This window comes from Gordonia sp. NPDC003504, assembly GCF_053587995.1.
Window position 1 is genome coordinate 353,996 of record NZ_JBSFPC010000005.1, and the last position, 12,317, is coordinate 366,312.

12 protein-coding genes are annotated in these 12,317 nt (G+C 66.6%); 9 read left to right on the forward strand and 3 right to left on the reverse strand.

Features of this window, described 5'->3' with window-relative positions; genetic code table 11:
* Window positions 1-196: 196 nt before the first annotated feature.
* On the reverse strand, window positions 197-673 hold the full coding sequence (locus tag ACWDPV_RS12860) for an NUDIX domain-containing protein (protein ID WP_449743257.1): 477 nt from the start codon (window positions 671-673) through the stop codon (window positions 197-199).
* Window positions 674-750: 77 nt separating this feature from the next.
* Here ACWDPV_RS12860 and ACWDPV_RS12865 point away from each other — a divergent pair, with 77 nt between their 5' ends.
* The 5 genes from ACWDPV_RS12865 (at window position 751) to rsgA (ending at window position 5,609) form a co-directional block, all read left to right on the forward strand.
* The gene (locus ACWDPV_RS12865; protein WP_449743258.1) at window positions 751-2,466 is read left to right on the forward strand and encodes a nucleobase:cation symporter-2 family protein; all 1,716 of its coding nucleotides are present in this window, start codon (window positions 751-753) and stop codon (window positions 2,464-2,466) included.
* 60 nt (window positions 2,467-2,526) lie between these two features.
* Entirely contained in the window at window positions 2,527-2,754 is a 228-nt protein-coding gene (locus ACWDPV_RS12870; protein WP_348804436.1) for a hypothetical protein, read from the forward strand.
* Window positions 2,755-2,847: 93 nt separating this feature from the next.
* Window positions 2,848-3,234: a VOC family protein gene (locus tag ACWDPV_RS12875; RefSeq protein ID WP_348804437.1), complete on the forward strand. Its 387-nt coding sequence runs from the start codon at window positions 2,848-2,850 to the stop codon at window positions 3,232-3,234.
* A gap of 45 nt (window positions 3,235-3,279) precedes the next feature.
* Window positions 3,280-4,545 carry a 3-phosphoshikimate 1-carboxyvinyltransferase gene (gene aroA / locus ACWDPV_RS12880; RefSeq protein ID WP_449743259.1) on the forward strand — a complete coding sequence of 422 codons (1,266 nt, stop codon included), beginning with the start codon at window positions 3,280-3,282 and terminating at the stop codon, window positions 4,543-4,545.
* A complete protein-coding gene (gene rsgA / locus ACWDPV_RS12885; protein ID WP_449743260.1) occupies window positions 4,542-5,609 on the forward strand; it encodes a ribosome small subunit-dependent GTPase A in 1,068 nt (355 codons plus the stop codon). The genes aroA and rsgA overlap by 4 nt, the downstream gene beginning before the upstream one ends.
* A 2-nt stretch (window positions 5,610-5,611) precedes the next feature.
* On the opposite strand, the gene ACWDPV_RS12890 is transcribed toward rsgA, so the two are convergent.
* Window positions 5,612-6,355, reverse strand: coding sequence for a GntR family transcriptional regulator (locus tag ACWDPV_RS12890; protein ID WP_449743261.1), 744 nt, complete (start codon window positions 6,353-6,355; stop codon window positions 5,612-5,614).
* A gap of 40 nt (window positions 6,356-6,395) precedes the next feature.
* A complete protein-coding gene (locus ACWDPV_RS12895; RefSeq protein ID WP_449743262.1) occupies window positions 6,396-7,418 on the reverse strand; it encodes a LacI family DNA-binding transcriptional regulator in 1,023 nt (340 codons plus the stop codon).
* Between the two features lie 120 nt (window positions 7,419-7,538).
* Here ACWDPV_RS12895 and ACWDPV_RS12900 point away from each other — a divergent pair, with 120 nt between their 5' ends.
* The 4 genes from ACWDPV_RS12900 to ACWDPV_RS12915 all read left to right on the forward strand — a co-directional run bounded on the left by ACWDPV_RS12900 (window position 7,539) and on the right by ACWDPV_RS12915 (window position 12,209).
* The gene (locus ACWDPV_RS12900) at window positions 7,539-8,735 is read left to right on the forward strand and encodes a phytanoyl-CoA dioxygenase family protein (RefSeq protein ID WP_449743263.1); all 1,197 of its coding nucleotides are present in this window, start codon (window positions 7,539-7,541) and stop codon (window positions 8,733-8,735) included.
* Window positions 8,732-9,625: a sugar phosphate isomerase/epimerase family protein gene (locus tag ACWDPV_RS12905; RefSeq protein WP_449743264.1), complete on the forward strand. Its 894-nt coding sequence runs from the start codon at window positions 8,732-8,734 to the stop codon at window positions 9,623-9,625. Before ACWDPV_RS12900 ends, ACWDPV_RS12905 begins: the two co-directional genes overlap by 4 nt.
* The gene (locus ACWDPV_RS12910) at window positions 9,622-10,623 is read left to right on the forward strand and encodes a Gfo/Idh/MocA family protein (protein WP_449743265.1); all 1,002 of its coding nucleotides are present in this window, start codon (window positions 9,622-9,624) and stop codon (window positions 10,621-10,623) included. The genes ACWDPV_RS12905 and ACWDPV_RS12910 overlap by 4 nt, the downstream gene beginning before the upstream one ends.
* A 119-nt stretch (window positions 10,624-10,742) precedes the next feature.
* Entirely contained in the window at window positions 10,743-12,209 is a 1,467-nt protein-coding gene (locus ACWDPV_RS12915) for a sugar porter family MFS transporter (protein WP_348804445.1), read from the forward strand.
* Window positions 12,210-12,317 lie beyond the last annotated feature (108 nt).

Genomic DNA, 12,317 nt, shown 5'->3' on the forward strand with positions numbered 1-12,317 from the left:
GAACATGACAATAGATGGTGATTGATTCGTTGTCTAGACGAAACCGTGCTATTTGTACACTCTGGGAACTGATGACGGACCTATGTCAGGCACCTGCAGGCGTGAACCGACGCGTCACGACACGGAATGACCACGCGGACGGGCAGACCGAACAGCACGGAACGGCGCCCGCGACACCATCGGATCCGGCGCGGATTCAGACCTCGATCAGGCCGCGCAGACGATCGACGAACGCCACCTGGGCAGGGTTGAGCTTGATAGCCGCATCCGCAGTCGAAAACCATTGCGCCCGATCGACTTCCGGAAACTTCTGCACCCGCCCCGACCGCGGCGGCCAGACCATCTCGAAGGTGTTGCTCGCCACCATCGACACATCGAGATCACCCTCGACGGCGAAGGCGACGACCCGTTTACCGCTCTTGAGCCGGACCACGCCGAGATCAAGGACCTCGCCCTCAGGAGCGGGTTGCCCGATCTCCTCGGCGAATTCGCGTCGGGCGGCGGCCAGAAGATCCTCACCCTCGTCGACGAGGCCCTTGGGGATCGACCACGCGCCGTCGTCCTTGCGTGCCCATAACGGTCCGCCGGGATGGGCGATGAGGATCTCGATCCCGGTGCCGGACCGCCGGTACATCAGCAGCCCCGAACTGAGCTGGGAGGTTCGAGGCGCCATGCGGATATATTCTGCCGGAAACACATTCGACACACGAGCGCGTCAAATCGGAAATCTCGCCCTCGTAGACATGGGGAATGTCAGTTCTCGACACCATCAAGCACGGGCGCAGCACCGACCATCCGGTCGACGACATCCCCCCGTTCGCCAAGCTCTTCCCCCTCGGCCTGCAGCACGTCCTGGCAATGTACGCCGGTGCCGTCGCGGTGCCGTTGATCGTCGGTGGCGCGATGATCAGCGCGGGACAGATGCAATCCGACGAGATGGTGCATCTGATCACCGCCGACCTCTTCGTCGCCGGTATCGCCACGCTGCTGCAGGCGGTCGGGTTCTGGCGTTTCGGCGTGCGGCTGCCGCTGATGCAGGGTGTCACCTTCGCCGCGGTCGGACCGATGATCACCATCGGCCTCGGGCACGGCATCACCGCCATCTACGGTTCGGTGATCGCCTGTGGCCTCTTCATGATCCTGGTGGCCCCGATCGTCGGGAAGCTCATCAGATTCTTCCCACCACTGGTCACCGGAACCATCATCCTGATCATCGGCGTCTCGCTGATGCGCGTCGCGGCCGGCTGGTTCGGCGGCGGCACCGCCCAGGGTGAGGACTTCGGCGCACCCAAGGCCATCGGTTTCGGCTTCCTGACGCTGCTGATCATCATCCTGCTGGAGCGCTTCGCCCCGGCGACGATCAAGCGCGTCTCGGTGCTCGTCGGCCTGGTGATCGGCACCCTGATCTCCATCCCGTTCGGGATGACCGACTGGAGCAACGTCGGTTCGGCCTCCTGGGTGGCGATCCCCGAGCCGTTCTACTTCGGCCTGCCCACCTTCAACGTCAGCTCGATCATCGCGATGATCATCGTCGCTCTGGTGATCATGACCGAGACCACCGGTGACATCGTCGCCGTCGGCGAGATCGTCGACAAGAAGATCACCCCGCAGAAACTCGCCGACGGCATGCGCGCCGACGGTGTCGGCACCGTCCTCGGCGGCATCTTCAACACCTTCCCGTACACCGCGTTCGCCCAGAATGTCGGGCTCGTCGCCATCACCGGGGTCAAGACACGCCACGTCGCGACGTGCGCCGGCGTCATCCTGGTGATCCTCGGTCTGCTGCCGAAGATGGCCGCGATCATCGAGGGCATCCCGCAACCGGTCCTCGGCGGCGCGGGCGTGGCATTGTTCGGCATGGTCGCCGCCAGCGGTGTCCGGACCCTGACCAAGGTCAAGTTCAACAACACCAACATCCTGGTCGTCGCCATCTCCGTCGGCGTCGCGATGCTCACCGAGGCCAAGCTGTACTACACCGACCGCACCCTCAGTGATGCGCCGGTCAACGTCTCCCTCGACCTGTATCACCAGTTCCCCGACTGGTTCCAGACGATCTTCCACTCCGGGATCTCCGCCGGCGCGATCACCGCGATCGTGCTGAACCTGCTGCTCAACTGGCGCAGCACCTCCCCCGACCCGGTCGACTACCACAACACCGGCGAGATCGACGTCGCCGAGGCCGAGGGACTGTCCGGCTCCGACGCACCGCGTGGGGGCGCGTTCGACCCGCGCGACGCACTGGCCGCCGCCGACCCGAACACCCCGCCGGAGACCCTCAAGGTCCTCGCCGAACACGATCCCGGACTGCACCGATTCATCGTCACCAACCCGTCGGCACCCAAGGAACTGTGCGAGTGGATCAGGAGCCAGGGCGATCCGACCGCGACGGCTGTGCTGGACCGCTGGGACGGCGTCACCGACGGGAAATTCTCCAGTCGTGGTGAGGGATCGATGACCGTCGACTAGGAGTGTGCCTCGGCGCCGGTACCGCCGGTGCCGAGGCGATTGCGGCCGTAAACTTGACCCATGCCCCCCAGCCCACAGCCCGAAGAACTCGACCCCGCCGTCGACGATCCCGACATCCCGCATGACACCCCACACGAATCGGCGTTCGCCTTCGGTGACGCCACGCCGATCGGCGAGACCGACCGCATCGCCCGCGAACGGGCCATCTACGAGGCGGCCCGCCACGGTAACGACCTGAACCGGGGCCATGCCCTCGGCGGGAGTGACGGGACCACCGAAGGCCAGTGACCGCCCGGCCCGGCGCGTCGAACACCACGACCGGTGCGACGCGCCGGGCCGAGTCATGTCCGACCCGCCGGTAGCGGTGTAGACACTCTAGACATGGAGGTCCTCACCAGCCGCGTGTTGCTGCGTTCGGCCGATCCGGAGAAGCTGCAGCACTTCTATCGACATCAACTCCGGCTCTCGGTGGCGCGCGAGTACCCCGGCGGCATGGTCTTTCATGCGGGCAACGGACTCATCGAGATCCCCGGCCACATGAGTTCGGACATCAGCTCGGGCGTCGAACCGTCCGGAGCACTCTGGCTGCAGGTGCGCGATGCCGTCGCGACCGAACGTGAGTTGCGGGCCGCGCACGTCGACATCGAGCGTGAACCGGTGACCGAGCCGTGGGGTCTGATCGAGATGCACGTCCGCGACCCCGACGGGCGGTTGCTGATCGTCGTCGAGGTCCCCGCGAGCCATCCCCTGCGGCTCGACAACCGGTGACCGTCGCTCCCGGTCGTGTCGGCGCCCCATGACAGACTGGACCGCATGAGCACGTGGACCGCGCCCACCGTCGGCGGATCGGTGGACGCCATCGTCGAGTTGCCCGGCTCGAAGTCGATCACCAATCGTGCGTTGCTGCTCGCCGCCCTCGCCGACGGGCCGTCGACGATCACCGGCACCCTCCGCAGCCGTGACACCAACCTGATGCTCGCCGCGCTCACCGGGCTCGGTGTCGGCATCCGCGTCGACGCCGCCGACCCGACCACGGTGTCCATCGAACCCCGCGACATGCACGGCACCGACGTGTACTGCGGGCTCGCCGGAACGGTGATGCGATTCCTGCCCCCGGTCGCGGCGCTGGCCACCGGGCGGGTCGACTTCGACGGTGACGCACAGGCACGCCAGCGCCCCCTGTCCACGATCCTCGACGCGCTGCGTGATCTCGGAGTCGACGTCGACGGCGACTCGTTGCCGTTCACCGTCAACGGAACCGGGTCCGCACGCGGCGGCGAGGTCACCATCGATGCGTCCGGGTCGTCGCAGTTCGTCTCCGGTCTGCTGTTGACCGGCGCGCGGTTCACCGACGGCCTCACCATCCGGCACGTCGGTCCCCCGGTACCGTCCATGCCGCATATCGAGATGACCATCGCGATGCTCGAGACCGCCGGGGTCACCGTGGACGTCAGCGAACCCGACGTCTGGCGGATCGCACCGTCGCCGATCCGCGCGGTCGATTGGATCGTGGAACCCGACTTGTCCAATGCGGCAGCGTTTCTCGCCGCCGCCGCGGCCACCGGCGGCCGGGTGGGCGTGCAACGTTGGCCGGCGGTGACCACCCAGCCGGGCGCGCAGATCGCCGACATCCTCGCCGAGATGGGTTGCACCGTCGAACTTCTCGACGGGACGCTGACCGTGCGTGGGCCGCAACGGCTGACCGGGATCACCCGGGATCTGCGTGAGGTCGGCGAGCTGACCCCGACCGTCGCCGCCCTCGCGGCGCTGGCCGAGGGCGAATCACGTCTCACCGGGATCGCGCATCTGCGCGGACACGAGACCGACCGGCTCGCCGCACTGGCCACCGAGATCGGCCGCCTCGGTGGCGATGTCACCGAGATCGACGACGGCCTGATCATCCGACCGGCGGAACTCCATGGCGGGCGCTGGGAGTCCTACGCCGACCATCGGATGGCCACCGCTGGGGCCATCATCGGGCTGCGGGTACCGGCGGTCACCGTCGACGACATCGAGACCACCGCAAAGACGCTGCCGGACTTTCCGGGCATGTGGCAGAAGATGATCGGCCGTCCGTGAGTCGCCGCGCGGCGAGTTACGACGAATCCGACGTCCGGATCCGACCGGGCAAGGGTTCACGGCCGCGCACCAAGACACGCCCCGCCCACGACGACGCCGAATCGGCGATGATCGTCTCCGTGGACCGCGGCCGCTGGGGCTGCGCCCTCGGCGGCGACCCGGACCGCATCGTCGTGGCGATGCGCGCCCGCGAGATGGGCCGGACACCGGTGGTGGTCGGTGACGACGTGTCGGTGGTCGGCGACCTCTCCGGAAAACCCGACACCCTGGCCCGCATCGTCAAGGTGACCGACCGTCGAACAGTGTTGCGCCGCACCGCCGATGACACCGATCCCTACGAACGCATCGTGGTGGCCAACGCCGACCGCCTGCTGATCGTCACCGCCATGGCCGATCCTCCACCCCGCACCGGCTTCGTCGAACGCGCCCTGGCCGCCGCCTACGTCGGTGGGCTGGAACCGGTGCTGTGCCTGACCAAATCCGACCTCGCCGACCCGACAGAGTTCGTGGCGGCCTTCGACGGCCTCGATCTGCCGATCGTGCGTGCCGGGCGTGACGACGCCCTCGACGACCTCCTCGCCATCCTGCGCGGGCACCTCGCCGCCTTCATCGGACACTCCGGGGTGGGCAAGTCCACCCTCGTCAATCGCCTGGTGCCGGACGCGGATCGCGCCACCGGTGTGGTCTCCGGGGTCGGCAAGGGACGGCACACGTCGACGCAGTCGGTGGCCCTGCCGCTCCCCGCGTCGGCCGCCGATCCGGACGGCAGACGGTCCTGGGTGGTCGACACTCCGGGTATCCGGTCCTTCGGGTTGGCCCACGTCGAACCCGACGACATCATCGATGCCTTCGACGACCTGCACGAGGCGATCGAACGCTGCCCGCGGGGCTGTACCCATGTCGGCCCGCCCGCCGACCCGGAATGCGCTCTCGACGAGTTGACCGGTCCCTCATATCGGCGGGCAATGGCGGTGCGGCACTTACTGATCGCGGTCAGCGGAAGTGGCGGCAACAAAGACTCCGGCACCGGCGACGACGCGGCGCCCGATGCCCCCACCGGGTGAGGTCAGCGGTCGACGACAGTGGTCTCGAAGAAGTACCGGTCCGCGCGATAGGCGTGCCGGCCGACCTCGACCACTTTGCCCGCATCGTCGAATGCGGTGCGCTGCATGGTGAGTAGCGGCGCACCCTCGTCGACGCCGAGGAGGGCCGACTCGTCGGCGTCGGCCGCCTTGGCACCGATGACCTGACGCGCCAGCCGAATGTGCACACCGTTGGCCCGGAGCCCTTTGTAGAGGCCCCCGTCCTCGAGGTCGCCCGGGGGAGGGCAGATGTCGGCGGGCAGATGATTGGTCATCACCGCAAGCGGTTCACCGCCGGCGCTGCGCAGGCGCCGGATCGTCACGGCCTCCGCGTCGGCGTCGAGGCCGAGTTCGGTGCGCAGGGCGTCGTCGGGTACCGATCGGCGATACTCCAGCAACTGCGTCGCCGGATGCATCCCGGCGGAACTCAGGTCGTCGAAGAGGCTGGTCAGCTCGACCGAGCGATTGACCGGACTCTGCACCACCTGGGTGCCGACTCCCCGCTTGCGGACCACCACACCCTTGTCGACGAGTTCCTGGATCGCCTGCCGGATCGTGGGCCGGGAGAGCTTGAGTCGCTTGGCGAGATCGAGTTCGTTCTCGAGCCGGTCGCCGGGGGTCAATTCGCCGTTGATGATCGCCGACTCGATGGCCTGGGCGAGCTGATGGTAGAGCGGCACCGGGGTCGAACGGTCGAGATCCACCTGCAGCTGGGTGGCCTGTGTCATGCCTCACAGTATGTCATAACAACCAAACATTGGCCTCGGTTCATTCCGGCGGCATGTTGAACGGCGTGATCACCTGGATCTCCGACGCGCGCGGTCGATACTCCCCGGGCACCGCACCATGGTGACTCATCACCGTCTGGGCGACCTGTCGCATGTCCGCGCGCAGGTCATGATGCAGCACCGCGGTGAGATGCCCGCTACGCAACAGATCGCGATTCGACGGCCCGAGGTCGTGGCCGAGGAACACCTGGCATGTCTGGTCCGCGGCGGAGAGCGCCGTGACGATTCCCTTGTTCCCGCCACCGATCGAATAAACGGCCGCGATCCGCGAATTGTGTTCCAGCGCCGTGGTGGTCAGCCTCCGGCTGGTCACGTCCAGACCGTCGGAGCCGGAGACATAGGTGACGTGCCGGTGCGGATCGTCACGGCGCATCGCGGCACGAAAACCCATCTCCCGCTCCTCTTCGCCCCGGAACTCCGCGCTGCTGGTCATCACGAGGACGTCGGCATCGACGTGCCGCAGCCACTGCGACATCAGGTAGGCCGCGGTCGCGCCGGCCGCCCGATTGTCCATACCCACATAGCCGATCCTGGTACTCATCGGCACATCGCTCACCAGCGTGATCACCGGAATGCGGGCGGCGCTCAACCTGCCGATCGCGGCCGCGACCTCGGGTGCGTCCGGCGCCTTGAGGATGACCGCGTGGCTACCGTGGCGCGCGATCGCGTCGAGTTCGGCGACGATCGCCTCGACCTCCCACCGCTCGTGGCAGTGGTAGCGCGCCCGGAAGGTCGCCGGTCGTAGGCTCGGCATCTCGAGCTCCAACGCGGTGCGCACCATGGACGAGAACCGTTGCGGGGTCTCCATCACCAGGTCGATCATGAACTGCCGACCGGAAAGCCGGAGTTGGGTGCGCTGCCGGTCGAGGTCGGCGATGGCCTGCTCGACCTGACGGCCGGTGGCTTCACGCACGCCGGATCGCCCGTGCAGCACGCGGTCGACCGTTGCCTCACTCACGCCCGCCTGCCTGGCGATGTCGCGCACCGAATAGCGATGTGGCATGGCCCACTCCTGAGGTATTTTTGATGGAGATCTGCCCTTGTTAGGACATTAGGATCTTGCCAGGGTTGTGGCAAGGGATTCCCCATCGATCCCTCCTTCATGAAAAGGAGCGCACACCACATGACCGTGCACAACCCCTCCGGCGAGCGCACCTCGACTCACCGCGCCGACCGCTTCGGCCTCGACGAATGCCGCATCGACGACTTCGTCACCGCCATCGACGCCGAGACCGATCTCGCCGACTACCCGTACGCGACATCGGTCGACCACAACGTCCTCGTCTACGACGCGGCTGCTCTGCGGTCACAGATCGCCGATCCGGCCGTCCGCATCAGGGTCGGTGACGAGTTGGCACGAGCACTGCTGACCGGGCCGGGCATCGTCGTGTTCGCGGGCGCATTCGACGAGCGGCACGCACTGGCCGAATCCACCCGGATCTTCGCCGACATCATCGAGGAACAGCACGCCGCCGGCCGCAGTTTCGGCGACCATTTCGCCGCACCCGGAGCCAACGACCGCATCTGGAATGCCCTACAGAAACTCGCCATTCGCAACCCGGAGACCTTCACTCGGTATTACGCCAACGACATCCTCGCGCTGATCTGCGAGGCGTGGCTGGGCCCGATGTATCAGGTGACCTCGGCCATCAATGTCGTCAATCCCGCCGGCGCCGCACAGAATCCGCATCGCGACTACCACCTGGGGTTCATGTCGACCGACACCGCAACACAGTTCCGCGCGCACATCCACCGGTTGTCACCGGCGCTGACCCTGCAGGGCGCGGTCGCCCACGTCGACATGCCACTCGAATCGGGTCCCACGATGTATCTGCCGTACTCGCAGCGGTATGAGCCGGGCTATATCGCATTCAACCTGCCCGAGTTCCGCGATTACTTTGCTGCCCACCACATCCAACTTCCGCTCCGTGCCGGCGACGGGGTGTTCTTCAATCCCGCGCTGTTCCATGCCGCCGGCCACAACACCTCCGCCGACATCAAGCGAATGGCGAATCTGCTCCAGGTGTCGTCGGCGTTCGGGCGCGCGATGGATGCCGTCGACCGGTCGGCGATGCTGCGATCGCTGTATCCGTCGCTGCTCGACCTGGCGGCCTCCGGCGACCAGTCCGGCGTCGACCACGTCATCGCCGCCGCCGCGGAGGGATACGCCTTCCCCAGCAACCTCGACCTCGACCAGCCACTGTCGGGGCTGGCCGGCGAAACCCAGGCCGAACTGGTCCATCGTGCCCTCGCCGGCGGTTTCGACGCGGAGCGCTTCTCCCGCGAACTCGCCGAACTCGATCGGCGGCACACCGCATGAGCACCACGACCGGCCTCCGTATCGCCGCCGCCCCCATCTCCTGGGGTGTATGCGAGGTGCCCGACTGGGGCTACCAGGTTCACCGGGATCGGGTCCTGGGAGAGATGCGCGAACTCGGCGTGACCGCCGCCGAAACCGGCCCGGAGGGCTTCCTGCCCTCTGCCCCACAGGAACTGCGCGACACCCTCGCGTCGTTCGAGCTGACCTGTGTGGGTTCCTTTGTGCCCGTGGTCCTGCACGATGCCGACCACGATCCGGAACCGGAGGTCTCCGAGGTTCTCGACAGACTCGAGATCTCCGGGGGTGACGTCGTCGTACTCGCTGCCGCCACCGGTGTCGACGGTTACGACGCACGGCCCGATCTCGACGATGCGCAATGGTTCCCTCTGCTGGCCAACCTCGATCGCCTCGACCGGATGGCTGCGCGCAGAGGTGTAGTGGCAGCATTGCATCCGCATGTCGGCACGCTGATCGAGAATCGCGAGGAGGTGTATCGAGTGCTGGAGAACTCATCGATCGGGTTGTGCCTGGACACCGGTCACCTGCTCATCGGCGGATCCGATCCACTCGAGATCACCGCAGCCTTCACCGACCGCATCCGGCACGCGCATCTCAAAGACGTTCGTCTCGACCTCGCGGAACAAGTACAGCGTGGCGAACTCACCTACACCGAGGCCGTCGCCGCCGGTATGTACGTCCCGCTCGGCGCGGGCCGGGCCCGCATCTCCCAGGTGGTGGGCGCGCTCACCGACGCCGGGTACCAGGGATGGTTTGTCCTCGAACAGGATACGATTCTCGCCGACGAGGCCGCCGCCGACGCGGCCGCTGCCGATGTCGCGGTCTCCATGTCGTATCTGCGCCGCGTGGCCCGCGGAGAGATCTACGTATGAGCCGCACACGTTCGGTTGACGAACCGTTGCGGATCGGCGTCCTCGGCGCCTCCCGGATCGCCGAGAACGCGATCGTCGGCCCCGCACGCGAACTCGGCCATCGACTGGTCGTGGTCGCCGCCCGGGACCGGCGTCGCGCCGAGGACTTCGCCGCGACGTTCGGCGTTGAGCGGGTCGTCGACACCTATGACGAGGTGATTGCGGCCCCCGACGTCGACATGATCTACAACCCGCTCGCCAATTCGCTTCACGCGCCGTGGAATCTGGCTGCGATCCGGGCCGGCAAACCGGTGCTGACCGAGAAACCGTTCGCCCGCAATGCCTCCGAGGCCCGCGAGGTGGCCGATGCCGCCCGCGGGGCCGGCGTTCCGATACTCGAGGGGTTCCACTACCTGTTCCATCCGTTGATGGCGCGCACTCGGGAACTGCTGGGTGACGGCATAATCGGCGATCTCCGGCGCGTGGAGGTCGTGATGGGCATGCCCGAGCCGGCTCCGACGGATCCGCGATGGTCCTACGATCTTGCCGGCGGTTCGCTGATGGATCTGGGCTGCTACAGCGTCCATGTGTTTCGGCATCTGGGCGAGTTCGCCGGGGGTGAGCCGGTGATCACCGCGGCATCGGCCGTGGTCCGCGACGGCCAGGTCGACGAATCGGCGACGATCGACGTGCGGTATCCGTCCGGGGCAACCGGCGCCACGACCACGTCGATGGTCGACGCCGACTACACCTTCCGGTGTCGGATCGTCGGCGACACCGGTGAATTGATCCTGCACGACTACCTCTCGCCGAAGCGCGACGACCGCCTGACCATCATCAGAGACGGCACCGAGCACGTCGAGCACGTCAGTACCCGCGCGACCTACACCTTTCAGCTCGAGGCACTTGCCACCGCATTGCGGTCCGGCGAATCGCTGCCGATCGGGCCGGACGATGCCGTCGCCACCATGGAGTTCATCGATGCCGCCTATCGTGCCGCCGGGTTGATGCCGCGCTGAGTCACCGATCGGAGATCCATTGACGACTATTTGTTAGGACATTTGCACAAACTGGGTTACGATCCTCTTGTGACTGTCATCACTGACAGTGGAAGATGTAACCCAAGGCAAGGAGCACCATGTCCACCACCGATGACCATCCGGGTCTGAAACACGATCAGTCGACTCTGCCGCCGCTGGGAACGGGACCGTTCCGGCGGCGTCTTCATGCCGTGGCCCTGATCGCCACGCTGGGCGGTTTGCTCTTCGGCTACGACACCGGTGTCATCAACGGCGCACTGGAGCCGATGAAGACCGACCTCGGCCTCACCGCCTTCACCGAGGGTGTGGTCACCAGCTCCCTGCTGTTCGGCGCCGCGTTCGGTGCGCTGATCGGCGGTCGGCTGTCGGATGCCATCGGCCGCCGCAAGTCGATCATGGGCCTGGCGGTCCTCTTCCTCGCCGGAACCCTCATCTGCGTGTTCGCTCCGGGATTCGGTGTCATGGTGGTCGGACGTGTGGTGCTCGGACTGGCCGTCGGCGCCGCGTCGACCGTCGTCCCGGTCTACCTCGCCGAACTCGCGCCGTATGAGATCCGCGGCTCCCTCGCCGGCCGCAACGAGGTGATGATCGTCGTCGGTCAGCTCGCGGCCTTCATCGTCAACGCCATCATCGGCAACATCTGGGGCGAGGAGGACGGGGTCTGGCGCATCATGCTCGCCGTCGCCGCCCTCCCGGCGATCTGCCTGATGGTCGGCATGGTCCGCGTACCCGAGTCACCGCGCTGGCTGATCGCCCAGAACCGCCGCGAGGAGGCCTACGACGTTCTCGCCACCATTCGTTCGCAGCAGCGCGCCCGGGCCGAGGTCGACATGGTCGAAGAACTCCACGAGATGGAGGAGACCGCGATCCACGGCAGCTGGACGGCGTTGCGCGACAACAAATGGATTCGGCGCATCGTGCTGGTGGGCATCGGAATCGGTGTGGCCCAACAACTCACCGGCATCAACTCGATCATGTACTACGGCCAGTCCGTCCTGAAGGACGCCGGATTCGCCAGCAACGCCGCACTCATCGCCAACATCGCCCCCGGCGTCATCGCGGTCGTCGGCTCGATCACCGCACTCTGGCTGGCGCAGAAGATCAATCGGCGCACCACCCTCATCATCGGCTACAGCCTCACCACCACCTGCCACTTCCTCATCGGCATCGCATCGCTGGCGTTGCCCGAGGGCAATCCCGCCCGTCCGTGGGTGATCTTGACTCTCGTGGTGATCTTCGTCGGATCGATGCAGACCTTCCTCAACGTGGCCACCTGGGTCCTGCTGTCGGAGATCTTCCCGCTGCACATCCGTGGTCTGGCCATCGGCATCTCGGTGTTCTGCCTGTGGATCACCAATGCCCTTCTGGGACTGTTCTTCCCGACCCTGGTCGAGGCGACCGGCATCACCGGCACGTTCTTCATGTTCGGTGGCATCGGCATCATCGCGCTGCTGTTCGTCATCACCCAGGCCCCCGAGACCCGCGGCAAGACCCTCGAGGAGGTCGAGGACGAGGTGTCCACCGGCCGTATTTACCCGAGCCGACGGATCAGGGAACTCATCTGAGCAGCCAAGACATCACCCGAACACGCGCGATTCCCGCACCGGTATCCGGTGCGGTCCGATGCCGCGACGCCGGTATCGCCGCAAGGACGATCAGTCCGCCGACGATGG

Coding starts and splice junctions, on each gene's coding strand:
- ACWDPV_RS12860 (WP_449743257.1), bottom strand. CDS start 673: ATGGCGCCTCGAACCTCCCAGCTCAGTTCGGGGCTGCTGATGTACCGG.
- ACWDPV_RS12865 (WP_449743258.1), top strand. CDS start 751: ATGTCAGTTCTCGACACCATCAAGCACGGGCGCAGCACCGACCATCCG.
- ACWDPV_RS12870 (WP_348804436.1), top strand. CDS start 2,527: ATGCCCCCCAGCCCACAGCCCGAAGAACTCGACCCCGCCGTCGACGAT.
- ACWDPV_RS12875 (WP_348804437.1), top strand. CDS start 2,848: ATGGAGGTCCTCACCAGCCGCGTGTTGCTGCGTTCGGCCGATCCGGAG.
- aroA (WP_449743259.1), top strand. CDS start 3,280: ATGAGCACGTGGACCGCGCCCACCGTCGGCGGATCGGTGGACGCCATC.
- ACWDPV_RS12890 (WP_449743261.1), bottom strand. CDS start 6,355: ATGACACAGGCCACCCAGCTGCAGGTGGATCTCGACCGTTCGACCCCG.
- ACWDPV_RS12895 (WP_449743262.1), bottom strand. CDS start 7,418: ATGCCACATCGCTATTCGGTGCGCGACATCGCCAGGCAGGCGGGCGTG.
- ACWDPV_RS12900 (WP_449743263.1), top strand. CDS start 7,539: ATGACCGTGCACAACCCCTCCGGCGAGCGCACCTCGACTCACCGCGCC.
- ACWDPV_RS12905 (WP_449743264.1), top strand. CDS start 8,732: ATGAGCACCACGACCGGCCTCCGTATCGCCGCCGCCCCCATCTCCTGG.
- ACWDPV_RS12910 (WP_449743265.1), top strand. CDS start 9,622: ATGAGCCGCACACGTTCGGTTGACGAACCGTTGCGGATCGGCGTCCTC.
- ACWDPV_RS12915 (WP_348804445.1), top strand. CDS start 10,743: ATGTCCACCACCGATGACCATCCGGGTCTGAAACACGATCAGTCGACT.